The organism is Alcanivorax sp., from assembly GCF_002733835.1.
Lineage (GTDB): Bacteria > Pseudomonadota > Gammaproteobacteria > Pseudomonadales > Alcanivoracaceae > Alcanivorax.
Window position 1 is genome coordinate 25925 of sequence record NZ_NVWY01000008.1, and the last position, 22134, is coordinate 48058.

Sequence of the window (22134 nt, forward strand, 5' to 3'; positions counted from 1 at the left end):
AATAAATTCCATATTTGTAAATTTTTTTATTAATCTGAGTAGTGAGGATTTACATGGGAGACAGGCTAGCCAACACTGGCCCAGTGTTTGATCTGCCTACTGAATAAGACAAGGAAGGAGCTTATGAACGCTAAACGCTTTTTAGCGGCGAGCATTGCTTGCGCATCTGTCACCGCGACCACCACCGTCATTGCTGACGAGATCCCCGAACAGTATTTCTACTTCGGCGGGCACATCAGTGAAAACTGGCTGGATGTGGGCGACCACATTGACCAAAACACCAGCGAAAACGAAGTTACCCTTCCCGGTGCCCAAATGGGTTACCGTTTCAACCGTGACTGGTCTTTTCAGGGTTGGTGGGAGCGTAACAACTCCAACACCGATATCGGTGGAGGTTCGGACATCAACATTGCACACGGCGCCCTGCGCAAACACTTTGCCGGCAACTCCGCCTTCGAACCCTATGTGGGTATCGGTGCTGGTGAACTGCGTTTTGAGCCTACCAGCAACAGCTCGGACGACAACGCCGAAACCATCGGTACCATGGAAGCCGGTTTCCAGACTCTCCTGCACCCGCATTTCATGCTGGACGTGGGCGCGCGCCCTTACTACAGCTTTGACGCAGAGCGCTGGGATGCAGAAGTCTATGCAGGCCTGAACTTCATCATTGGCGGTTCCAGCGAGAAAGAAGAGCCGGCACCGGTTGAAAATGTAGTCACCGACAGCGACGGCGATGGTGTACCGGATGAGCGCGATCAGTGCGCCAACACCCCGGCAGGCGCCCAGGTAGATGCCACCGGTTGTGAGCTGGATGATGACAACGACAGCATCGTTAACAGCATGGACGAATGTCCGAACACCCCTGCCGGTGCCCTGGTTGACGACAAAGGCTGCCAGCAATACCTGGACAAGGACGTAAAAGAAACCCTGTACGTTGAATTCGGCCACGATAAAGCCGAAGTCCGTCAGACTTCTTACCCGTCTCTGGAAAACCTGGCCGAAGGTATGCGTCAGTACCCGTCCGCCAACCTGGTACTGGAAGGTCACACTGACAGCACCGGTTCTGCGGCTTACAACAAGAAACTGTCCCAGCAGCGTGCAGATGCTGTGAAGACCGTACTTGTTGATCACTTCAACGTAAGCGCGGACCGCATCACCACCGTAGGTTACGGCGAAGAGAAGCCTATCGCTGACAACAAAACCAGCGAAGGCCGCGCCGAAAACCGTCGCGTGGAAACCATCATGAAAGCCACCACCAAGGAAGCGCAATTCCAGTAAGGAATTACGCTGACTAAAAAAGGGGCCGGTTTTTACCGGCCCTTTTTTTGTGCCGCGCTGTGGCCGCAACACGGTTCACGCAGGCATGTAACACGCTAAAAACCTGGCAGGCATGCGCGTTGTGGGAACAAAGCCGCTAACCGGTTTCGCCCAACCTCACCTATCGCTACTTTTTCCGGCGTTCAGCAAAAAAACCTTTGAGCAGTAGCGCACTCTCTTCTGCCAACACGCCCCCCTCCACGCCCATCCGATGATTGTAGAAATCCACCGACGGCAGTTGTAGCTGGCTTTCGCACACCCCTGCGCGGGGCTCACTGGCGCCATACACAAGCCGGCCGATGCGCGCATGAATCATGGCCCCAAAGCACATGGTGCACGGTTCCAGGGTGACATAGAGCGTACTGCCACTGAGCCGGTAATTACGCTCGGCTTGCGCAGCGCTACGCATGGCCACTATTTCCGCATGGGCACTGGGGTCGCTGGCGATAATGGGCTGGTTATACCCCTCGCCCAGTAACTGGTTATCCCGGACAACCAGTGCACCCACCGGCACTTCCCCCCGATCTGCCGCCTGCCGAGCCAGCGCCAGGGCCTGTTGCATCCAGTATTGATCGTCCACCCGCTCTCCTTATCCCGTCTCCATGCCCGCAAAACACACACACATGGCATCGCACAGACGAAGTGTACCGCAAGCCCTACCCGCACAGAACGAAGCGTCCCATTCCGGTCGGCGCTGCCCGCCGCTGGCGTAGCCTCTGCTTTTCATTACAATCAGGGCACCGAACATATTGAGAGCTGTTATGACTGTCATTGGCACCCCTTTCACCGACAACGCTACCCGCGTCATGCTGCTGGGCTCCGGCGAGCTGGGCCGCGAAGTCGCCCTGGAACTGATCCGCTACGGTTGCGAAGTCATCGCCGTGGATCGCTATGCCCACGCCCCCGCCATGCAGGTGGCACAACACAGCCATGTCATCAACATGCTCGATGGCGCCGCCTTGCGGGCACTGGTCGAACAGGAGAAACCGGCGTTGATCGTTCCGGAAATCGAGGCCATTGCCACAGACGAGCTGGTCAAGCTGGAAGCGGAAGGCTACACCGTGGTGCCCACTGCCCGGGCAACCCAATTGACCATGAACCGTGAAGGCATTCGCTGCCTGGCCGCAGAAGAGCTGTCACTGCCCACTTCGCCCTATCGCTTTGCCGATAACGAAGCGGACTATCAGCAGGCCGTGCGCGAGATCGGTTTTCCCTGCGTGGTGAAACCCGTCATGAGTTCCTCCGGCAAAGGACAAAGCACCCTGAAAAACGACGCGGACGTTCTGCCAGCCTGGGAATACGCGCAGTCCGGCGGCCGCGCCGGTCAAGGCCGGGTCATCGTGGAAGGCTTTGTGGACTTCGACTACGAAATCACCCTGCTGACGGTTCGCCATAAGGCCGGCAACGAGATCAAGACCAGCTATTGTGCCCCCATCGGCCACCGTCAGGAAAACGGCGATTACCAGGAATCCTGGCAGCCCCAGCCCATGAGTGAAGCGGCACTGCAACGCTCCCGCGACGTCGCACTGGCGATTACCGACGCACTCGGTGGTCTGGGTATCTTCGGGGTCGAGTTGTTTATCAAAGACGACCAGGTGTACTTCAGCGAAGTGTCTCCCCGCCCCCACGACACCGGCCTGGTGACACTGATTTCCCAGACCCTTTCCGAATTCGCCTTGCATGCCCGGGCCATTCTTGGTCTGCCAGTCCCGGAAATCGAGCAGCGGGGCCCCTCAGCATCATCCGTATTGCTGGTACAAGGCCAATCTGAGGCCATGCGTTACCATGGCCTGGACACCGCCTTGGCCGACACGGATACCGAAGTGCGTCTGTTCGGTAAACCGGATATCAACGGCAGTCGGCGCCTGGGCGTTGCACTGGCCAAAGCCGACAGCATTGACGCGGCACGCAACAAGGCAAACACCGCCAGCGCCGCACTCAACGTCGACCTGTAACCCTTAAAGGAATCGCACATGCAGAATCAGGATACGCACAGCAAGGTGATCGGTTACTTACTCTGGATCTTCGGGTTCATGGGCGCCCACCGTTTTTACTATGGCCGCCAACTCACCGGCACACTCTGGTTTTTTACTCTCGGGCTATTCTTCATCGGCTGGATCATCGACCTGTTTCTGATCCCCGGCATGGACGACGCGGCAGATACACGCTACGAAGCCGGTAGCGTCGATTACAATATCGGCTGGATTCTGCTCACCTTTCTCGGCATTTTCGGCATTCACCGCTTCTACATGGGCAAGGTCATCACCGGCATTATCTACCTGCTGACTGCCGGCCTGTTCGGGCTGGGGATTCTCTATGATTTCTGGACACTGAACGGCCAGATCGCTGAGAAAAACCGTCTGGTCTAACGCCTGTCGGACGCCTGATGCTGGAAGCCCGATGCCTGACGAAGAAAAGCACTGACGAAACCGTCTTGTCTTTTAGTGTCCTGCATCGGGCATTATCCATCCAGCGTATGAATCAGTTCTTCATGGCGTACTTGCCCGCCCCCAGAAAGACCAGCGCGGCAGCGGTGAACAGATAGAACGCCTGCAACTCGATTGCCCAGCCGCCAGTGTTGCTCAGGCTGAACAACTCACCCATATGCGCCAGAACCAGCGCGACCAGCATATTGCCAACAATCAGCGCGGCACCAATACGGGTCTGATAACCGATAATCACCATCACCGGCGCAATCACCTCGCCAATGAACACGCCGTAGGCCAGGAACCCTGGCAGGTGGTGTTCCGCCAGCACACCGGCAATCCAGCCAACCCCGGCATGCAGCTTGTGCACGCCATGCAGCAGCAGCATCAAACCCAACGACAGGCGTAAGATCAACTTCCCGATATCCGGATTATTCAGCATGGTCAGGCTCCAGCAATTGCGGTTTTGGAAGCAACCATTCTTCACTGTCTCTCTGAAAAAGAAAAGGCCGCCCAGAGGGCGGCCAATCCGTTACCAAAGTACAATTTTTCAGGTCTGCGCTAGGTGGGTGTCCCCGTTACGCGGTAAATATGGCTATCGTTCATACTGCTGAACAGGGCGTCCTTTATCTTGCGCACAGCATACACCCGCTGCGCCTCGATACTGGCATCCTGCACGCTCTCGGCGATCAGTGCGGCAGCCACCGTACTGTTACCGTTCACGCCATTGATCTGGACCTGAAGGTTCTGTTCGCCGGCCGCAGTGCGGCCCTGCACATCCAGCCTGACCAGCCCCTGATTAACGATAGTACCGGCACCGCGCCAGACATCGGCAAAGTCGATGGCATTAATGGCAAGCCGGGCATCACGCTCCTGGTTTCCATTCATGTTGCCATAGGCGTTGCGGACATCGCCCATACGTTCTACCTGTAACATAGTCAGCTCCTAGCGGGGGTTAACCACCCAGTTAGTGCCCAGGCCAATCACCGTGCCCCAGTTACTGCTGGAGGTGCAGGTAATGGTTTCGCCATCCACTTTCACCGTGCCTTTATCGCTGTCGGAACCCCCGGCACCACCAAACTCAAACGGTCCGATGAAGAAGCCACCTTCACCCTTGATGGTTTCGGTCACTTGCTGGGCAAACTCGGAACCGGCATTGATGGTGATGGTTGGCCGATAACCGACAATCATTTGTGAAACGATACGTGCCAGGTTGCCGCCCTTGCCAAAGTAATAGGCATCGTCGCCGTTCTTGAAACCGGAATGACCCGGCATGAACGGACCATTCAGGTAGTTGGCCGGCATGGCCGCGTTAAACCAGTTGCCCGGGGTCACCGTGACGATGGAGACATCTTCAAAGGCAAAGCTGATGTCGTACTGGCTGGAGAAGTGCTCTGTCGACACTTTTTTGTATTCGCCCCCGGCTTCAAAGCCAAAGAAATCGAACAACCCGCCCAGTTCTGTTTCACCATAGACGGTGCTGTCTGACCATTGTTTGGTGGACGAATCCAGAGAGAAGGTTTTGGCGGAACCGGCGGTAGCGGCTCCACCGAAGTTGTTACCGGTGATCCGGTTAACGTAGTCCCAGGGGGTTTCACTGATCTGAAACGCGGATTGATCCTTCACCGAGTTGCCATCCTGGCCCACAACCGTCACCAGGTTATCGTCATAGCGCTTGGTCGCCTCACTGATCGGGCCTTTCAGCTTCTGCATGTATTCCGTGTAGTTGCTGTTGGCTTCCTTGAGTTGTGCTTTTGCCTGGTTCAACTGCGATGCGGAGGCCAGACCTTCATTGGCCAACCAGTCATCGAATGACTCGGTGCTGCTGGTTTGCTGTTTGAAGTTCTGATAAGCCACATTCACGCTGGACTGGATCTGAAACAGGTTGTGCGAAGCATCCGATATCTTCTGCTGCAACGCCTGGCCGGCTTCACCGCCATCGGCCATAAGGAAGTTCAGAAACATGCGGTACTGGTCACCGAATCCCTGCTTCATGCCGTAGGTATTCGGATCCACCTGCGGGCTGGCAGGCACAATATTGAGAAACTGTACTTGCTGATACGGCAGCGAGCCCATCGGTGGATTCTTGCCACCCCAGTTCCACGGGGTCGGCCCGGTCAACATTTGCGGTACGCCTTCGATCTTGATCTGATCCTGGAAGGCGGTCATGAATTGTCCCCAAAGCGTTTTCGTCATATCGCTCATAATCATTCTCCTGATGATGTTTTTTATCGGGCATTTCCATGCCTCACGATGTGCCATTTGGCGCAATCAGTATCAGAGCGAAATATCAGCGTTGGGAAATTATGGATGGTGATGAAATCCATAATCACAGATGCATTATCAGCGATGATCACAACCATCATTAACGATAATGAATCGGGTAAAAATTACCGGGTAGGATGGAGGCCACCCGGCAACCAGGGAAGCGATCCACAGCGTACCTTGGGGGGAGCCGGCAATAAAAAGAGAACAAGGACGATTCATGAGCCTCGACACATCGCTGGTACCCGAGACCCTGCTCAACGCACAACGCATCATTGCGCTACCTGAAAACCCCGACCACCTGCCTGCGGTGGACTGGAAGAAACTGGGCGCTCCGGATAACCGGATTCCCCACATCGAAGAAACGCCCAGTCATCAAGCCGATTCTCCCTTACCCAAAGCCGACGTGGTCGTGATGACCTGGACCCTGGCAGAGTGGGCCGCCATGAATCAGGTACTCACCAACCGGCGTGATCCGCTCACACCGGATCAGCTGCACAGCCATGAATGGCAGGAAGGCTGGCTGTCTTACCAGCGCGACTACTACCAGATTTATCAATATATGGTGGATGTCTCCAAGACCTTCCAGGGCGGCGCGCCTTCGTTGTACAGCGAAAGCTGGGGTAGCTTCCGCCAGGTCCGCATCGGCGACTTGAACGTCTTGCTGGTCAAATCCGGCATGCACCTGGCCCAGGATGGCAGCCAGCTTCCCCTGATCCGTTTTGTTGAACAAATCTGCCAGGAAGCCCAACCCTCATTGCTGTTATCCATCGGTACTGGTGGCGGCGTACGCAGCGAAGACGCCCTGGGCAGCGCCCTGATTACCAACCAGGCCTATTTCCATTGCCTGAAACACTTCGCCAATGCCCGTTTCAATCACAGTACCGTGACGTCCAGCTGGCAGCCGGATAACCGTTATCTCCCTCTGGCCCAGGAAGGAGTGCTCCACACCCGTGGGCCGCAGATTCTGCCAGTGAGCCCACAGTATCCTGCAGGCGCCCATATCGACCCCGACCCGGCCGCCGCTCAACTGAAAGTGGTCACAGAACAACCCATCATCACCACCGACACCTTCCTGTTCGGCACCACCGATAACGGCCTGGAAAAACTGGGTTGCATGGTGGAAATGGACGATGCCGTGGTCGGCATGGCATGCCAGCAACAAAAAACGGCCTTTGGCTTTGTGCGTAATGTGTCCGACCCGGTTATCAATGGCGCCCTGCCCGCCTCCCTGCAGGACAGCTGGGCCGGCTACATCTACCGGGAGCAGGGCCTATACACCAGCTACAACGGCGCACTCGCCACCTGGGCCTTGCTGGCCGCCGAAGCCGACCGAAAGGAGAAAGGACAATGAGTACAGCAATTCAATGGTTTTCCGTGTGCGCACAGGAACAACGGGACCAGGTAACCCTGACGCCACTGGCACCCTTCAGCGGCGAACAGATTCTGGGCAACGCCAGTAGCCTGTGTGCACGAGGCAGCGAGCTATTCATCAGCCAGCACAATGGCATGCTGTCCATGGTGTTGGTGGATGAAAAAGCACACAGCTTTAGCCCCGTTATCGAGCTGAATGCGGAGAAACCGTATCAACAACTCAGCCCTTTTATGCTGGGTAATCAACTGCATCTACTCGCCTACAACGAGTCAGACGGTATTTTTGATTTCTTCCGCGTGATGCCGGACCACTTCGCACACCAGTATCGCTTCCAGAAAACCTACGGTGACATCACTACCGGATTCACTACCGTACATGCCTTTGCTTACCGGGATAGCTGCCAGTTCATGGCCTACAATAAAAGCACCGGCACCAGCCGCCTTTATCAACTCACGGTGCCTCCCAACACCCCGCTTGGCGTGGCCATGACCTGGCATAAGGAATGGGCAAAAGGCTGGGAAAATTTCAGCTTTTTCACGCTCGGCGGGGAAAACTTTTTCTTCAAGATGAACCCGCGCTACAACGCGGTGAACATCGACCATTACATGGACGACCCTTCCCAGGGTTCGCACCCGGTGGGCACCAAGCTTCCCCTGTCCATGGACACCACACAGACCGCCACGATTGCCCTGCAGGAAGGACCCGGCTTTGTCGCCTACGAGACCGGTAATGGCCAGCTCACCGTTAATCGTTTTCACACGGACTGCCTGGGCTGGACCTGTCAGGCCAAACAGGCGGTGAACGCCGCAAGCAGTCGACTGCTGGTAATCAACGCCACCCAGGGGCCATTAATCGCACTGATCTGATCAGTGAGTCATGTCGAAAAACCAGTCGATTACCTGTTCCACCCGGGATGGGTAATCGTGGCCTTTGATAGTGGTGATATAGATATTGTTCATCAGTGGCTTGCCCGTTTCCACGCGATGAAGGGTCCCGTCTTCCAGCTGTGAAGCAACGCAATGGCTGGGCAGCACCGCCACACCCAGGCCGCCCACCACCATATCAATGGCACCGTGAATTGAGTTAATTTCCCCGGCATAGGTCAACGAATAGGCATTCAGGTTACAGCGCTCCGGCAGAGCATGCTTGAGCCAGCGATCATAGTAATACCCTGAGCCGGGATAATTGATGAACGCCTGCTCCAGTATCACGCTTTCACTGGGCCGCTTGCCATCAGGCGGGTCACGGCTTACCAGCACATATTCTTCCTGACAGAACAACCGGTATTCCAGCAGAGGGTGGTCATTTTTTTCCGTCACGAAACCAAAATCGGCCCGGTCATCCAGCACCATCTGCACCACGTCCTGGGTGGATGTGAGCGTAATTTTCAACTCGATATCCGGGTGCGCCAGGCGCCGCTCCAGCAACATGGGAAAATGCGGTGACATCAGACAACTGGGCGGCATGGCATAGGACACCAGCCCCACAATCCGGGTTTCCATGGCATGCACTTCATCCATGAACTGCTGGGTAGTGAGCATCTGATGCCGAATGTACTGGGTCAACGCATCGCCCGCATCGGTGAGCACCACCTTCTTGCCGATCCGCTTGAACAAGGTGACCCCAATCTGCTCTTCCAGCTTGGCAATATGCTGACTCACGCCAGATTGCGTCATGTGAGCCCGCGTGGCCGCATGGGTAAAACTGCGTGTTTCTGCCGCCGCCATAAAGGCCTTGAACAGGCGCGTGTCCAGCAGAGTGAAATCCCGGTTGGAAAAACCCATCAGCCAGCCTCCTCCGCCGGCGCGGGCACCGCGGGGCTGGTGGCGAACTGCAGATTCAGGCTATCACCTGCCTGCACATGGAGCCCGGCATAGCGAGCAAAGGGGGAAGGTGGCACAGAGCAAGGCACGGATTCGCTCAGCAACGCTCGTTCGCCCAGCCCTTCGGCCAGTGGTTGCGGATTACCAGTCCAAAGCGACCAACAAACACAGAGATCATCGTCCAGATACAGGAACGCGCCAGACAGCCCCTCTGGCATAGCTTTCAGCAATCCGGCAAAACGCTCACAAACCGCGCCCCGGAAGGCCTCTGCGGTTTCCTCCGTGCGCACCGCGACTTCACTGATAACCCGCCCGGATTGCCAACTCTCACCGTGATCAAGAACCTGCATGGCCCCGGTCTGGGATGGGTCACCGCGAAACTGCGCCGGGAATGCACTGTGGCTGGCCGGCCGGCCCGCCTCTGTACTGAAACTGAAAACCGTACTGTGCAGCGATGCATAGGCACGCCCGCCACAGCTTTCATGGCACGCCGCCTCGTAGGTCGCCGGGTCCGGATAAAACACCAGCGCAATTTCGTCCGGCACCACCGCATGGCGGCTGGTCGGTACGATGGAAGGGATATAAGCCTGCAATCCCAACGGCCCCATAAACTGAACCGTGGCCGGAATAAAAATCTGGCCAAGCTGGTCATACAGTTTCTGACGATGCGGAGCCGGAGCCAGTGTCGGCAAGGCATAGCCCAGCCAGACGCGCACCGCCCGTCCCTGTGTCGACGTTTCCATGTCGTTAATCTCCTTACTGTCTGCCGGCAATCGGCTGACATAAATACGGGGTAAAGACTGACATGAAGAAAGCTAAGCAACAAGATGAATATGCAGCGACATAATGCCTGTACTGCGCAGAGCATGAAGAGGCCTGTATCCTGAGGTACGGGCACATTGAGCCTCACCCTGCGACCCCGCATACTGGCCATTTAACCATCGGAACTCGTCATGCCCACGGTAACAGTTTGGGAAACGCCCAAGGCTGGCAGCCTGGCCAATCTGGTTCAAAAGCAGCGGCCATTGCCTCCCCTGTCTCTCGGGCATGTCCGGGTGCAGGTTCATGCGGTGGGGCTGAATTTTGCGGATATTTTCGCCCTTACCGGCCTTTACTCCGCAACCCCGGAAGGCGCCTTCATCCCCGGGCTGGAATTTGCCGGCACAGTCATCGACACAGGCACAGATACCGACAATACCGACAGCGCCTTCCAGGTTGGCGACCGGGTGATGGGTGTCACCCGGTTCGGCGGTTACTGCTCCAGTGTTGATAGCGAACCGGATTACCTGATCCCCCTACCCGACGACTGGAGCTTCGTTCAGGGCGCCGCCTTCCCGGCCCAGACCCTCACCGCCTGGTATGCCCTGACCACCCTCGGCGCCATCCAGACAGGGCAACGTGTACTGATTCACAGCGCCGCCGGCGGAGTCGGCCTGCAGGCCATGAAACTGGCGACCCTGCTGGGTGCCAACCCGGTTGGAACGGTAGGCAGCCCCGACAAAGCCGCGATGCTGCAGGAAATGGGTTTTGAAAATGTGCTGATACGCCAAGCGGATTTTTCCCGACAACTCACCGAAACCGGCCACCGTTTCGATCTGGTGCTCGACGCCATCGGCGGCACCGTCCAGCAAGCCAGCTTTGCCGCACTGAACCCCATGGGCCGGCTAGTGGTTTTCGGCGCTGCGGAATTCACCCCCACCGGCAACCGCCCCAACTATCTCAAAGCCGCCTGGCGCTACCTCCGCCGCCCCCGCTATGACGTTATGGATATGATCAGCAGCAACCGGTCGGTGATGGCCTTCAATCTGATCTGGCTATGGGAGCAAAAAGCCAGCATGAAGGCCTTGCTCAGCGAACTACAGACCATTGCCCTGCCCCCACCCCATGTGGGCCATCGCTTTGCCTTCGATGATGCTCATGCGGCGCTGGCACTGCTACAGTCAGGTAAATCGGTGGGCAAGGTGGTGCTGGAAATTTTGTGACACCAACAGCGCTGAATTTCTAACCTATTTAAACTGCCACAACGGTCACACCCCCTGACATTAACGTGATGGCCTACAGCACTGTCCGATATATCGCACATTCCCGGCCCCGGCGATTCCTATACTCCTTGTGACACCGGTATCAAACCGGACCAAGACCACACAAGGGGGAACTATGAAACTGACGTTAATGAGCCTTTTGCCTTGCATTCTGGCCCCTGCCGTTGCCACAGCCGGAGGTACCATTCACCTCAACAGCGAACCAGGGGATTATATTGGAGGCGGGATTACGCAAACGCTCTCTGACAGTACCGGAACCATCAGCCTGGATTACACACAATCCCGGCTGACTCTGGGCTACGAAGACGCGAACACCGACCTGGACATGATTTTTTCTTCACCGGACAACCAGGTACTGGAAGAAGAGCACTATTTGAATGCACAACGAAATGCCTTTAAAGGTGCCTTGCGAGCAGGCCTTTCCGTTTCCATGGATCACCGCGGTTGCAACACCATTGACGGTGACTTCTTCATTCATGAACTGGATCTCGCGGCAGCGAATCCGGTCATAGCACTGGACTTCGTACAGTACTGCGGCAATAACGATGCCCCGCTAAACGGCAGCATCCGCATCAACTCCACTCTGCCAGAAAATTTACCGCATCCGGTTGCGGTTATTGAACGCCCCATGCGCCAGCTAATTGACGACACCTCTGTAACCCTGTCTGCCGAAAAGTCGTATTCCGATAGCGGTGTTATTGCCGGCTACCAGTGGGAGCAATTGAATGGCCCCGCAATTACGTTGACGAACACGAACAGCGCAACACCGTCTTTTACCGTTCCTTCCCTGCCTCTGGATGGCGAAGAGCTCACGCTAAAACTCACCGTCACTGACAGCCTTGGGCAAAACAATTCCCAAACACTAACGCTGCCACTGGTGAGTAAAAGTGCGCCATTAACCTATATGCAGATAAACAGCCCTGAAGGTGACTATATCGGGCAAGGCAAGCAGCTGTACTTCGACGATGCTTTCAGTACCTTCAACCCCAGCATTAACTATGACAATGGCGTGTCCGTACACATTGATGATGGCGATAACTGGCGGGCGGATTTTGCCGCGCCCTACAATGCGGCGTTACAACCCGGCAACTATCAGGCTGAGCGCTTCCCCTTTCAGAGCGATGGCCTTGGTGGACTCAGCATTTCCGGCGACGGCCGAGGGTGCGACACGCTTTCCGGTGGCTTTACCGTTCACTCCATTGAACAACAGGAAGACCAGGTCGACAGCTTCATGGCCAGTTTTTCCCAGCACTGTGGAGGCACTCAGAACCCTGCCCTGCTGGGAACCATTGCGCTTAATGCTCGCCACCCCAGCGTACCAACAGCTAATGCTGGCCCTGGATTCTCAACAGGCCAGAACCAGACATTCACCCTGCACGGGCAATTCTCTTCCGACGACAGCAACATCACAGAATATCAATGGACACTGGATCAACCTGATATTGATATTACCGGCGCAGACCAGGCCGTGGCACAGTTCGAAACGCCCAACCTTGATGCCAATGACGATGACATCATCATAACGGCGACGCTTACCGTGACAGATGACGAAGGGTTCAAAGACCAGGACTCGACCACGATCACCGTCTCCTACCAAAACAGTGCCCCCCAGGCCAATAACGACAATCTGTCTATCGGCTATTGGGGCTGGCAGTACCTGAACCCACTGGAAAACGATACCGATGCGCAAAACAACATCGACCCCGCTTCTCTTGAGATTACACAAGGTCCGAATCGGGGCTACGCAGAGAACCTTGGAGATGGCCAGCTACGCTATTTTCCCTTCTTCTTTGGCAATAAAACTGACTCGATTACCTATCGGGTGAAGGATCAGGCGGGCGCCTGGTCCAACACGGCCATCATCACGCTTAGCCACTAAGACACACGGCGGGACCCTGCCCCGCCATCTTGCTCGCTTTCAACAGCTGCGAAGAAACCCCTTCAGATCTTTCTCACTCTCCGGCCGGACAATACGCCCGGTTTCTTCACCGTCCCTGATCAGAATCAACGTCGGCCAGAGCTTCACCCGGAAACTACGCCCCAAGGGCCTTCCCGGCCCATCCGCTATTTTTATATGCTCAAGATCGCAGTGCTCCGCAAGCGCCGCTTCGATATCCGGCTGGGCCGCAATGCAGTAACCACACCAATTGGCGCCGAATTCAAGCAGTCTCAACCCGTCACCCTGATCCAGCTGCTCGCGGGTAATGCTCTCATCTTCGTACTCACGCACATACGCCATCACCGTCTCCAACAAACTCGCCCGCTACCGGCAGACATACCGGCAAGTCTTATGCTTAGATGTTCCCATCTGTAGAGAACCCACTGTAATGATTCCCCTGTGGCAGACAACCAAGGTGACCTTGTGAGCGAACCGGTTTTAACAGAACAACGAGACGGCCTTTATATCATCACCCTGAATCGCCCGGAAAAACGCAACGCCGTCGACCGGCCCACCGCCGATGCGCTGCGTGCCGCCTTCGACCACTTTGAGCAGGATCCGACTCTGCATGTAGCCATCCTCCATGGCGCTGGCGATAATTTCTGTGCCGGTGCCGACCTGTCTGCCATGGGCGACCCGGCACTGCGAAATGAGGTGGAAGCCACGGGGACAGGCCCCGGCCCAATGGGGCCGTCGCGCATGCTGTTAAGCAAACCGGTAATCGCCGCCGTATCCGGCTACGCGGTCGCAGGAGGACTGGAACTGGCCCTGTTCTGCGATCTGCGCGTGATGGAGGACACCGCCACCTTCGGCGTGTTCTGCCGGCGCTGGGGCGTGCCTTTGATTGATGGCGGCACCGTCCGCCTGCCCCGCCTGATCGGCCATAGCCGCGCCATGGACATGATTCTCACCGGTCGTCCGGTTAATGCGGAAGAAGCCCTGCAGATTGGCCTCGCCAATCGGGTAGCCCCGGAAGGCAAAGCACTGGACGAAGCCATCACCCTGGCCCGCCAGATCGCCGCCTTCCCACAACGCTGCCTGCGCGCAGACCGGCTATCCGCCTACCAACAATGGGACAAGGACCAGGAAACCGCCCTGCGCGACGAAGGCGCCGGGGGATTCCCGGTAGTATTCGAAGAAGCCCTGGCCGGCGCAGAACGCTTCGCAAGAGGCGCAGGCCGCCATGGGAGCTTTGAAAAAGATGACACGTAAAGCGTCTTAAAGCAGGTCGGATTTACCCAAGGGCACAGAGAGGCCGAAGGCCGTAATCCGACGCCCAACAACGCAGCCAGAAAGAAGACAGATTGTCGGCTTACGGCTACGCCTAAGTCGACCTACGAAAACTTACTATAAGGGCCGCCCACAAAAAAGCCGACTATTAATGCCGGCTTTCTTGCTACAGCTTGAGGGTTAGTCGATTAACGCACCACCACAAAGAACACGCCGCCGTTGCGGTTAACCCGCAACAACAGGGCCGCTTCTTTATCGCCCACGGCCTTGCGTAACTCGTCCATGGTTTCCACGTCCTGGCGGTTCACGTTGATGATCACGTCACCGTTGCGCAGCCCGGCTCGCCAGGCCGGGGAGCCTCGCTCTACTTCGTCGACCAGCACACCGGCGTCGGCATGTTGCAGCTCGCCCTTGCGCAGGTCGCGCAGGTTGGCGCCTTCCAGGAATTTGGAAACAGCTTCACCACCAGCGGTTTCCCGTGATGATTCACTGATCACGGCGGTGACATCTTTTTTCTTGCTGTCACGCAGGATGCTCAGGGTCACTTTTTCGCCCACCGGCGCCATGCCCACCTTGTTACGCAGGTCCGCCGCACGGTTTACTGGGCGGCCGTCCACGGCGGTGACCACATCACCGCTTTTCAGGCCGGCTTTCTCTGCCGCACTGTCTTCTACAACCTGGGTGATCACCACGCCGCGCTGGCGCTCAACACCAAAGGCTTCCGCCAGTTCTGCGGTCAGGTCCTGGATGGTGACGCCGAGCATGCCGCGGCGCACTTCACCGTGTTCGATCAGCTGCTGCATCACGTTCTCGGCCATCTCGGTGGGGATGGCAAAACCGATACCCACATTGCCACCGGCCGGCGCCAGAATCGCCGTATTGATACCCACCAGCTCACCACGCAGGTTGACCAGTGCACCACCGGAGTTGCCCGGATTAATGGACGCATCGGTCTGGATAAAGCTTTCATAGCCTTCAATGCCCAGCCCTGTGCGACCCAGCGCGGAAACGATGCCGCTGGTCACGGTCTGGCCAAGCCCGAAAGGGTTACCAATGGCGACCACGAAATCACCGACCCGCAGGCCAGTGGAATCGGCGATGGCAATTTGGGTAAGGCGTTCCGCGTCTTCCAGTTTCAGGACGGCCAGATCCACTTCCTCATCCACACCCACCAGTTCCGCCGACAGTTCACGGCCATCGGTGAGCGTGACTTCGATATTATCGGCGTTCTTGACCACGTGGGCGTTGGTCAGCACATAGCCTTCCGCAGCATCCACAATCACCCCGGAGCCAGCGCTGGCAGCGCGGCGCTCGGAGGGCCGCTGGCGTTCCGGCATATTGAAGAAGCGACGGAAGAAAGGGTCATCCATTAACGGGTTACGCGCCGCCCGCACCCGGGTTTCAATGGCAATATTCACCACCGCCGGCGAGGTTTTTTCCAGCATGGGCGCCAGCGAGGGCAGCGCGTCCCCTTCGGCCGTGACAGCAGGCAAAGCCGCCTGAACCGGGGAAAAGGCAACACATAACAGCGTCAGCACCCAGACGACGGGAAGGATTGGTTTTTTTTGCGTAGACAACGTTTTTTCAAACAACGGTTGTTCCTCCTGTTTCAAGGAAAGCATCATCGATAAAAGGGATGATGGGCTAAAAGTCCAGTACCGGATGCCACCCAGAAATGCCCGACCCGCAATCGCTGGTACCGGGGATTAGGCGTCACCCACTTTTTTCTGACCAGCGCAAGCGTCTACGGTTCCGAAGCAAACAGACGAACGCCGTTGTACTCCCGCGATTCCCCCAGATCCGGCCAGGTACAGGACTGCCACTCCCCCAGCAGCCGGTAGCCCGGCGGGTTCAGGTCCGGCACCCGGGAATCCGCCAGCAGCACCGCACCGGCAGCCTGAAAGCGAGCCAGTAACGGCAGGTTATCGCGGTCATAGAGAATATCTGCGGCTGTCACCAGGTCCGCCTCTGCCAGGGAGGAGTCCAGATCATTGCTCAGCACCACCTCGACGCCGTTCTCCCGGGCGTTCATGGCCGTGGCCGTGAGCGCATCCTCGTCCAGATCACAGGCGATGACCTTGCGTGCCCCGGCCATGGCAGCGGCAATGGCGACCACCCCCGAACCCGGGCCCACATCCACCACACAACGGCCGGCCACCTGCTCGGGATTATCCAGCAGATACTGCGCCAGCACCTGCCCGGAAGCCCAGCAGAACGACCAGTACGGCGGCTCTTCCATGATTGCATTGACCATTTCCGGGTCCAGCGCCTGCTCCGGGAACAGCTCATCCAGTAGCCACAGGCGCAGGGCGGGCGTTTGTGGCAATGCCTGGCACGACAGGGACACCGCCGGTAATACGCGGTGGAGCCGTTCGTGCAAGGCGTTGAGGCCTACTTTTTCCTGTTCTGTTGTCATACTCTAGGGCCTACTTTTCCTATCCGAAATCGTCGAAGAGAATAACAAAATGACCGGCAGACAGGGATGGATTGGCGTTATCGCGCTACTGCTCAGTGTGACCAGCCCCCTCAAGGCACGGGAAATCTGGACAGACGGCGTACCCGACGCCTATTTCAAACATTTCGTGGAGTTCTACAAGGCCGACCCCAGTGCCATGGGCCGCTGGGCCACCGGGTTGACTCGCATCTCCACCGCACAGCTGGATTACACCCTTAAAGCACTGGATACCACCCAGTTCACCTACCTGTACCCCATGGAAATCAAGGGCTACGACCTGCTCCGCCACAACGGCATCCCCACCGAGGAACTGTCGTTAATGGCCGTGCGGGCCGGCAAGCTGATTCCCGTGCCCTACCAGATCGACGAGTTCGACAAGACCGGCCTGATCTGGATTGAGGGTGAAAACGACAGCAAGGCGGAAGGCGAGCCCGGCATTTTTGACGATTTCGATGAACTGGTTTTCATGTTCCGCGATGGCGGCTGGGACCGCTTCGATCCGGCGCAACACACCCTGGCCGAAGGGCAAATGCTGGAAGAAATCCGTCTCGACTCGCCGCGTAACAAGCCCCGCTATCTGTATCTGGTGCGTAATAACAGCGAACGTTCACGGGCGGATTATGTGGAGGTGAATCTGGACGAAGGCTGGATCCAGACCACCCTGATGCGCATGGAGTATGAACCCAGGGATTTCACCCAGATCCAGTCCATGGCACCGCGCCTGGGACCCCACAAAGACGAAAATGTCTTTGATAATGTGTATGTGAATATCAGCACCGGCATCCTCAACCAGAACCTGCGCGTGGACCTGGATACCCGCAAGAACATCAAAGCCACCCCCCTGGCCGTGCGTGACGGCGCCGTGCGCGCCTCCATGCTGGTCAAGGCGCGGGTCTGGTATGCCTACCTGCCCACCTTTTTCAGCCAGAAATTCCAGGTGGATTTCTACGAACAGTCGGTGACTATTCCCTCCCGGTTCGCCATCGGCAGCATGAAGGTATTGAAGTTTTTCCTGATGTTCCTGCGTGAGCCGCGCATTCACTTTGCCATTGATTTCCAGAACCTGGATGGCGCCCGGCTGACCTTTGATTCCGTCTACGACGACAAACAGTACGGGATCGTGGACGGCACCATGAGCGACTTCGAAACCCGCATGAATGCCACCCGCCTGCCCGGCGACTGGCTACACCTGGATTCCAATCAGGGCTGGGAAATGTTCTTCAGCAACCACATGCCGGTGGTGCCCAACGGCCTGTTCGATGCCTTCCTGGATGGCGTGACCATGAACATGTTCTACGAGGATGATGCCAACAGCACCACCAAGTACGAGCGCGATCCCGGTGCCACCCCGCGGCTGGGTTTCCAGAGCGAAGGCATTCCCGATACGGTGATTGATCTGATGGGCGCGATCCCCAAGCTCGACTTCCAGAACATGGACAGCCTGGGCGAAGCCATTGTGGCCCTGGCCGCCGCCGAACAGGACGGCGCATTCGAGAAATACGATGAAGTGGTCAACAAGAAGCTGGCTGAGCTGAAAGCCGATGGTCGCATAGGCACCGTGGATGAGTTGGCCGATGCCTTTATTGCGGATCTGGACCGGATGAATTTCTCCGGCATCCCCCGCGACACCTTCAACCAGATCGTTCACCAGGCCATTGTCGACACCACCCCGGCGGTGGACCAGATTCATCATGGCCAGGTGTTGGCCAGAATGATCACCCTGGCCAACGATCAGGATATCGATATCCGCCGCCTGCGCTACGCCACCATGGACAACACCCTGTGGTTCCCGGCCTGGGTAGGCGAAGGTGGGGCCAGCGACTTTCAGTGGCAGGTCAGCCACGCCCCGACAGCGACGCCGCTGGGGCCAGTTGCCGTGCCAGCCAGCAAGCCTGCGCCTTCCCCCGAGGCGGCACCTGCAGCGGCCGCCCCCGCTGCTACGTCTCCGTCTGGGTCTTCTGCAACAGCGCCGTAAGCTCGGCGCTGTCTTTCACCTGCCCGTCTTCATCCAGCTCCGGATACGGCACCCCGTGGGCATCGCATAAACGGGCAATACGGGCATAGCCCCACCGGAAAAGCAGCTCGTGGTAGCGAGCGGCGTCCACACGTGGCTGATCATAAAACCCTTTCGCCCGGCGCTGCTCACAGGCTTCGGAAAGAATAATCGCCGCCGCCACACTCACATTGAATGACTCCACCATGCCCATCATGGGAATGGTCACATTCTGATCCACCACGCTGGCCACCTCGTCGCTGACGCCGAATTTTTCGGTCCCCAACAACAGCGCCGTTGGCCGGGTGTAATCCACTTCCCGATAGGGAATCGCATCATCGGACAAATGTGCCGCCAGCACCTGCACCCCCTGGCCCTGCAATTCACGGATCACGTCGGTGCTTTCATCGCGCTTATGCACCTGCACCCACCGCTGCGAGCCCATGGCCGTGCCCGCCGCCATGCGAGCCCGGTTCTTGGGCAACACCGCATGCACATCAAGAATCCCCACCGCGTCACAAGTACGCACTATGGCAGCGATATTATGGGGTTTGTGCACGCCGTCCATGATGACAGTCAGGTCAGGCTGGCGGCGGTCCAGGGTGTCGCAAATGCGGCGGTAACGTTCCGGGGTCATGGGTTTTCCTCGTGGCTGGCCGCGGATTGTATAGGCCCGGCCATGGCTGACACAATTCGCCCGCCTTGCCGATGGCTACAGTCAACAGCGCCACTGCCACTGCCCTGTTGAATCCGCTAGGCTTATGAGCTTGTTAAAACCACTGCCCTGGAGGCTCCATGACTCAACCCTCATCCCGCCGCCTGCCCCTGGAGGGGGTGCGCGTTATCGAACTGGGACAGCTACTCGCCGGGCCTTTTACCGGTACCCTGCTGGCCTACTTCGGCGCCGATGTGGTGAAAGTGGAACCCCCCGGTGGCGACCCGATTCGCGGTTGGCGCAAACTGGATGAGGACGGCACCTCGTTCTGGTGGCGCAGCCTGGGACGCAACAAGAAATCGGTCACCCTGGATCTGAAAACCGACCAGGGCAAGGCGCTGGCTCGCAGGTTGATGGTGGGTGCCGATGTGGTCATCGAGAACTTCCGCCCAGGCACCATGGAAACCTGGGGGCTGGGCCCGGACAGCTTTGCCACCGACAACCCGGGGCTGATCTATACCCGCATTTCCGGCTACGGCCAGACCGGCCCCTACGCCAGCAAACCCGGCTACGCCTCAGTGTGCGAAGGCATTGGCGGCCTGCGCTATGTGAACGGCTTTCCCGGCGAGCGCCCGGTGCGCCCCAACCTGTCATTGGGCGACACCATCGCCGGGCTGCACGCAGCGCTGGGCATTTTGCTGGCCCTGTTCGAGCGACAGAACAGTGAGCAGGGACAGGTCGTGGATGTGGCCCTCTACGAATCCGTGTTCAACCTGCTGGAAGGGGTGATTCCGGAATTCGATGGGGCCGGCGTCATCCGCGAACCCGCCGGCTCCACCGTCACCGGCATTGTTCCCACCAACACCTACCGCTGCGCCGACCGCAAGTTCGTGGTGATCGGCGGCAACGGCGATTCCATTTTCAAACGCTTGATGACCGCCGCCGGCCGCCCCGATATGGCTGAGGATACCGCCATGGCCAGCAACGCCGGTCGCGTGGAGCACGAAGAAGCCATCGACGCCGCGCTGGACAGCTGGTGCCGCAGCCTGCCCAGTGATGAAATCCTGGCGATTCTCGAAGAAGCCCGGGTGCCATCCGGCCCCATCTATTCCGTGGCCGACATGATGCAAGACCCGCACTTCCAGGCCCGCGGCCTGTTCCAGCAGGTGGAAATCAACGGCAAACCGCTCAAGGTCCCTGCCATTACCCCAAGGCTGGCCGACACGCCCGGCGAAACCCGCTGGCCCGGTGGCGAGGTGGGCAGCCATAACCAGGCCGTGCTCCGTGATGAACTGGGATTGAGTGACGCTGAATTTGCAGAGCTGCAGGCCCAAGGCATTATTGGCTGACGCAGGCGCCCGCCCACGGCGTCATTGACGGCAACGTAGCGACAGCGGTAAAAATAAAAGACGTCATCGAAAGCAGGATACCACCATGACCCAGATTCTCTGGATTGGCGTGTGTGTTGTTGCGGTGGGCTTGTTGGCCACCGGCCTGTATTTTCATCTCCGACGCCAGGCTCTCGGTTCCGATCCCATCCTGATCGGGAGTTGCTACCTCAGCGGCGCCGGCCTGCTGGCCGGCAACATGGTGCTGCCGCTATTCTGATCCGCGTGGCTCCGAATGCCTGATGAGAAAGGCCAAAAGCCTGGATAACTGGCGCTCTTGCGCGGCGTCTTTGGGGGGTTGCCAAGAGAGCACTGGATCGCCCATCCCGCGATGAGCCCACCTTTTTCAGCTCTCCACAGAGCCATGGCCCCGTCGGGCGCTGAGGTGCATATACAGGTTATGCATGACGCGCTGGGCGATCAGGCGAGCGCGGTCGGTCATCGGCCCGGCAAAGCGCCCCTCCAGGTTCGCCATAAAATGGCCCAGCCATCGCTCGTGATGCTCCCCGGTAAGCGGCTCGCGATCGTCCAGTGCACGATGCTTTGCCATCATATGGCGCTGATAGTCCTGCTCGCCCAACAGCATTTTGTACCAATACTGGCAGATGGTCGGCAGGTGCTGTTGCAGATCAATCCCCGCCACCTGCAGAAACACCGGTGCCATCACCGGATCCTTCAGCAAGCGCTGATAAAACCCGTGCACCATGGCATCAATATTTTCCCGGCAATCCAGATCAGGCAGGTCACTATCCCTGGCGAGCGATTCACCCGGGCGAAAAATCCCAACCGCCGTCATTCCACTCTCCGCGTGCTTGCGTGAAGCGTGTTGCCTGTAGCGTCTCTCGTTACCACTCAATCCGCCCGATGAGGATATCCTTGAACATGACAAAATCACCGGCAAGGCTGTACCAGGGATGCTTGAAGGTAGCTGGGCGGTTTTTTTCAAAAACATAATGCCCCACCCAGGCAAAGCCATAGCCCACCACTGGCAGCAACAGTAAGCCCCACAGATTGCCGGTCATGAACACGCCGGCCAGAACGCCGAACAGACCCAGGGTGCCGAAGAAGTGCAGCCGGCGACAGGTGGGGTTGCCATGCTCCTGGAGGTAATAGGGGTAAAACTCCGCGAAGCTCTGGAAATCAGATTGCTTGATGGTCTCCATGGGACCTCCTGTTAGGTGCTCTTGTTCTGATTGTTGATGATGTCATAGCTGTGGGCTGCCATC

At 57.8% G+C, this 22134-nt stretch carries 23 protein-coding genes; 11 read left to right on the plus strand and 12 right to left on the minus strand.

Annotated elements, in window-relative coordinates:
- Nucleotides 1–123 precede the first annotated feature (123 nt).
- Nucleotides 124–1278: an OmpA family protein gene (locus tag COA55_RS06165; protein ID WP_290501040.1), complete on the plus strand. Its 1155-nt coding sequence runs from the start codon at nt 124–126 to the stop codon at nt 1276–1278.
- A gap of 166 nt (nt 1279–1444) precedes the next feature.
- Here COA55_RS06165 and tadA read toward each other — a convergent pair whose 3' ends face one another.
- Nucleotides 1445–1897 carry a tRNA adenosine(34) deaminase TadA gene (tadA, locus tag COA55_RS06170; RefSeq protein ID WP_290501041.1) on the minus strand — a complete coding sequence of 151 codons (453 nt, stop codon included), beginning with the start codon at nt 1895–1897 and terminating at the stop codon, nt 1445–1447.
- Nucleotides 1898–2078: 181 nt separating this feature from the next.
- Here tadA and purT point away from each other — a divergent pair, with 181 nt between their 5' ends.
- Together purT and COA55_RS06180 are read left to right on the plus strand one after the other, a co-directional pair.
- Nucleotides 2079–3272 (plus strand): formate-dependent phosphoribosylglycinamide formyltransferase, encoded by a 1194-nt coding sequence (gene purT, locus COA55_RS06175; protein ID WP_290501042.1) that lies wholly within the window; start codon nt 2079–2081, stop codon nt 3270–3272.
- Between the two features lie 18 nt (nt 3273–3290).
- Nucleotides 3291–3686, plus strand: a complete 396-nt coding sequence (locus COA55_RS06180; RefSeq protein ID WP_063539188.1) for a TM2 domain-containing protein — start codon at nt 3291–3293, stop codon at nt 3684–3686.
- A gap of 112 nt (nt 3687–3798) precedes the next feature.
- Here COA55_RS06180 and COA55_RS06185 read toward each other — a convergent pair whose 3' ends face one another.
- From COA55_RS06185 to COA55_RS06195, 3 genes are all read right to left on the minus strand, one after another.
- Nucleotides 3799–4185 (minus strand): DoxX family protein, encoded by a 387-nt coding sequence (locus COA55_RS06185; RefSeq protein WP_063521717.1) that lies wholly within the window; start codon nt 4183–4185, stop codon nt 3799–3801.
- Nucleotides 4186–4304: 119 nt separating this feature from the next.
- On the minus strand, nt 4305–4679 hold the full coding sequence (locus COA55_RS06190) for a hypothetical protein (RefSeq protein WP_063521438.1): 375 nt from the start codon (nt 4677–4679) through the stop codon (nt 4305–4307).
- 9 nt (nt 4680–4688) lie between these two features.
- Nucleotides 4689–5948 carry a hypothetical protein gene (locus COA55_RS06195; protein ID WP_063539190.1) on the minus strand — a complete coding sequence of 420 codons (1260 nt, stop codon included), beginning with the start codon at nt 5946–5948 and terminating at the stop codon, nt 4689–4691.
- A 280-nt stretch (nt 5949–6228) separates the two neighbouring features.
- Here COA55_RS06195 and COA55_RS06200 point away from each other — a divergent pair, with 280 nt between their 5' ends.
- Nucleotides 6229–7362 (plus strand): hypothetical protein, encoded by a 1134-nt coding sequence (locus COA55_RS06200; RefSeq protein ID WP_063520088.1) that lies wholly within the window; start codon nt 6229–6231, stop codon nt 7360–7362.
- Nucleotides 7359–8249 (plus strand): hypothetical protein, encoded by an 891-nt coding sequence (locus tag COA55_RS06205; RefSeq protein ID WP_063520089.1) that lies wholly within the window; start codon nt 7359–7361, stop codon nt 8247–8249. Before COA55_RS06200 ends, COA55_RS06205 begins: the two co-directional genes overlap by 4 nt.
- On the opposite strand, the gene COA55_RS06210 is transcribed toward COA55_RS06205, so the two are convergent.
- Nucleotides 8250–9167, minus strand: a complete 918-nt coding sequence (locus COA55_RS06210) for a LysR family transcriptional regulator (protein WP_063520090.1) — start codon at nt 9165–9167, stop codon at nt 8250–8252.
- Nucleotides 9167–9949, minus strand: a complete 783-nt coding sequence (locus COA55_RS06215; protein WP_063520091.1) for a hypothetical protein — start codon at nt 9947–9949, stop codon at nt 9167–9169. Before COA55_RS06215 ends, COA55_RS06210 begins: the two co-directional genes overlap by 1 nt.
- 210 nt (nt 9950–10159) lie before the next feature.
- On the opposite strand from COA55_RS06215, the gene COA55_RS06220 reads away from it, so the two are divergent.
- Both COA55_RS06220 and COA55_RS06225 read left to right on the plus strand, forming a co-directional pair.
- Complete coding sequence (locus tag COA55_RS06220; RefSeq protein ID WP_063520092.1) at nt 10160–11188, plus strand: medium chain dehydrogenase/reductase family protein; 1029 nt, start codon at nt 10160–10162, stop codon at nt 11186–11188.
- 175 nt (nt 11189–11363) lie between these two features.
- The gene (locus COA55_RS06225; protein WP_290501043.1) at nt 11364–13127 is read left to right on the plus strand and encodes an Ig-like domain-containing protein; all 1764 of its coding nucleotides are present in this window, start codon (nt 11364–11366) and stop codon (nt 13125–13127) included.
- A 39-nt stretch (nt 13128–13166) separates the two neighbouring features.
- Here COA55_RS06225 and COA55_RS06230 read toward each other — a convergent pair whose 3' ends face one another.
- Nucleotides 13167–13487, minus strand: a complete 321-nt coding sequence (locus COA55_RS06230; protein WP_063520094.1) for a thioredoxin family protein — start codon at nt 13485–13487, stop codon at nt 13167–13169.
- Nucleotides 13488–13610: 123 nt separating this feature from the next.
- Between COA55_RS06230 and COA55_RS06235 the strand changes: the two genes are divergently transcribed.
- Nucleotides 13611–14399, plus strand: coding sequence for a crotonase/enoyl-CoA hydratase family protein (locus COA55_RS06235; protein ID WP_063520095.1), 789 nt, complete (start codon nt 13611–13613; stop codon nt 14397–14399).
- 206 nt (nt 14400–14605) lie between these two features.
- On the opposite strand, the gene COA55_RS06240 is transcribed toward COA55_RS06235, so the two are convergent.
- Both COA55_RS06240 and COA55_RS06245 read right to left on the minus strand, forming a co-directional pair.
- Nucleotides 14606–15994 (minus strand): DegQ family serine endoprotease, encoded by a 1389-nt coding sequence (locus tag COA55_RS06240; protein ID WP_290501044.1) that lies wholly within the window; start codon nt 15992–15994, stop codon nt 14606–14608.
- Between the two features lie 167 nt (nt 15995–16161).
- The gene (locus tag COA55_RS06245) at nt 16162–16833 is read right to left on the minus strand and encodes a 50S ribosomal protein L11 methyltransferase (RefSeq protein ID WP_290501045.1); all 672 of its coding nucleotides are present in this window, start codon (nt 16831–16833) and stop codon (nt 16162–16164) included.
- A 49-nt stretch (nt 16834–16882) separates the two neighbouring features.
- On the opposite strand from COA55_RS06245, the gene COA55_RS06250 reads away from it, so the two are divergent.
- A complete protein-coding gene (locus COA55_RS06250) occupies nt 16883–18847 on the plus strand; it encodes a hypothetical protein (protein ID WP_290501046.1) in 1965 nt (654 codons plus the stop codon).
- Here the strand turns inward: COA55_RS06250 and trmH are convergent.
- Nucleotides 18810–19502, minus strand: coding sequence for a tRNA (guanosine(18)-2'-O)-methyltransferase TrmH (gene trmH, locus COA55_RS06255; protein ID WP_290501047.1), 693 nt, complete (start codon nt 19500–19502; stop codon nt 18810–18812). The genes COA55_RS06250 and trmH overlap by 38 nt on opposite strands.
- Nucleotides 19503–19660: 158 nt before the next feature.
- On the opposite strand from trmH, the gene COA55_RS06260 reads away from it, so the two are divergent.
- Nucleotides 19661–20869, plus strand: a complete 1209-nt coding sequence (locus COA55_RS06260) for a CaiB/BaiF CoA-transferase family protein (RefSeq protein WP_290501048.1) — start codon at nt 19661–19663, stop codon at nt 20867–20869.
- 85 nt (nt 20870–20954) lie between these two features.
- On the plus strand, nt 20955–21128 hold the full coding sequence (locus tag COA55_RS06265; protein WP_007148446.1) for a hypothetical protein: 174 nt from the start codon (nt 20955–20957) through the stop codon (nt 21126–21128).
- A 126-nt stretch (nt 21129–21254) separates the two neighbouring features.
- Here the strand turns inward: COA55_RS06265 and COA55_RS06270 are convergent, their stop codons facing one another.
- Both COA55_RS06270 and COA55_RS06275 read right to left on the minus strand, forming a co-directional pair.
- Nucleotides 21255–21704 (minus strand): group III truncated hemoglobin, encoded by a 450-nt coding sequence (locus COA55_RS06270; RefSeq protein ID WP_290501049.1) that lies wholly within the window; start codon nt 21702–21704, stop codon nt 21255–21257.
- Between the two features lie 49 nt (nt 21705–21753).
- On the minus strand, nt 21754–22071 hold the full coding sequence (locus COA55_RS06275; protein WP_007150782.1) for a DUF962 domain-containing protein: 318 nt from the start codon (nt 22069–22071) through the stop codon (nt 21754–21756).
- Nucleotides 22072–22134: the final 63 nt, after the last annotated feature.

Bases quoted from the DNA above. Each gene is read 5' to 3' on its own strand.
- COA55_RS06165 (WP_290501040.1), top strand. From the start codon at position 124: ATGAACGCTAAACGCTTTTTAGCGGCGAGCATTGCTTGCGCATCTGTC.
- purT (WP_290501042.1), top strand. From the start codon at position 2,079: ATGACTGTCATTGGCACCCCTTTCACCGACAACGCTACCCGCGTCATG.
- COA55_RS06180 (WP_063539188.1), top strand. From the start codon at position 3,291: ATGCAGAATCAGGATACGCACAGCAAGGTGATCGGTTACTTACTCTGG.
- COA55_RS06185 (WP_063521717.1), bottom strand. From the start codon at position 4,185: ATGCTGAATAATCCGGATATCGGGAAGTTGATCTTACGCCTGTCGTTG.
- COA55_RS06190 (WP_063521438.1), bottom strand. From the start codon at position 4,679: ATGTTACAGGTAGAACGTATGGGCGATGTCCGCAACGCCTATGGCAAC.
- COA55_RS06195 (WP_063539190.1), bottom strand. From the start codon at position 5,948: ATGAGCGATATGACGAAAACGCTTTGGGGACAATTCATGACCGCCTTC.
- COA55_RS06200 (WP_063520088.1), top strand. From the start codon at position 6,229: ATGAGCCTCGACACATCGCTGGTACCCGAGACCCTGCTCAACGCACAA.
- COA55_RS06205 (WP_063520089.1), top strand. From the start codon at position 7,359: ATGAGTACAGCAATTCAATGGTTTTCCGTGTGCGCACAGGAACAACGG.
- COA55_RS06210 (WP_063520090.1), bottom strand. From the start codon at position 9,167: ATGGGTTTTTCCAACCGGGATTTCACTCTGCTGGACACGCGCCTGTTC.
- COA55_RS06215 (WP_063520091.1), bottom strand. From the start codon at position 9,949: ATGGAAACGTCGACACAGGGACGGGCGGTGCGCGTCTGGCTGGGCTAT.
- COA55_RS06220 (WP_063520092.1), top strand. From the start codon at position 10,160: ATGCCCACGGTAACAGTTTGGGAAACGCCCAAGGCTGGCAGCCTGGCC.
- COA55_RS06225 (WP_290501043.1), top strand. From the start codon at position 11,364: ATGAAACTGACGTTAATGAGCCTTTTGCCTTGCATTCTGGCCCCTGCC.
- COA55_RS06230 (WP_063520094.1), bottom strand. From the start codon at position 13,487: ATGGCGTATGTGCGTGAGTACGAAGATGAGAGCATTACCCGCGAGCAG.
- COA55_RS06245 (WP_290501045.1), bottom strand. From the start codon at position 16,833: ATGACAACAGAACAGGAAAAAGTAGGCCTCAACGCCTTGCACGAACGG.
- COA55_RS06250 (WP_290501046.1), top strand. From the start codon at position 16,883: ATGACCGGCAGACAGGGATGGATTGGCGTTATCGCGCTACTGCTCAGT.
- trmH (WP_290501047.1), bottom strand. From the start codon at position 19,502: ATGACCCCGGAACGTTACCGCCGCATTTGCGACACCCTGGACCGCCGC.
- COA55_RS06260 (WP_290501048.1), top strand. From the start codon at position 19,661: ATGACTCAACCCTCATCCCGCCGCCTGCCCCTGGAGGGGGTGCGCGTT.
- COA55_RS06265 (WP_007148446.1), top strand. From the start codon at position 20,955: ATGACCCAGATTCTCTGGATTGGCGTGTGTGTTGTTGCGGTGGGCTTG.
- COA55_RS06270 (WP_290501049.1), bottom strand. From the start codon at position 21,704: ATGACGGCGGTTGGGATTTTTCGCCCGGGTGAATCGCTCGCCAGGGAT.
- COA55_RS06275 (WP_007150782.1), bottom strand. From the start codon at position 22,071: ATGGAGACCATCAAGCAATCTGATTTCCAGAGCTTCGCGGAGTTTTAC.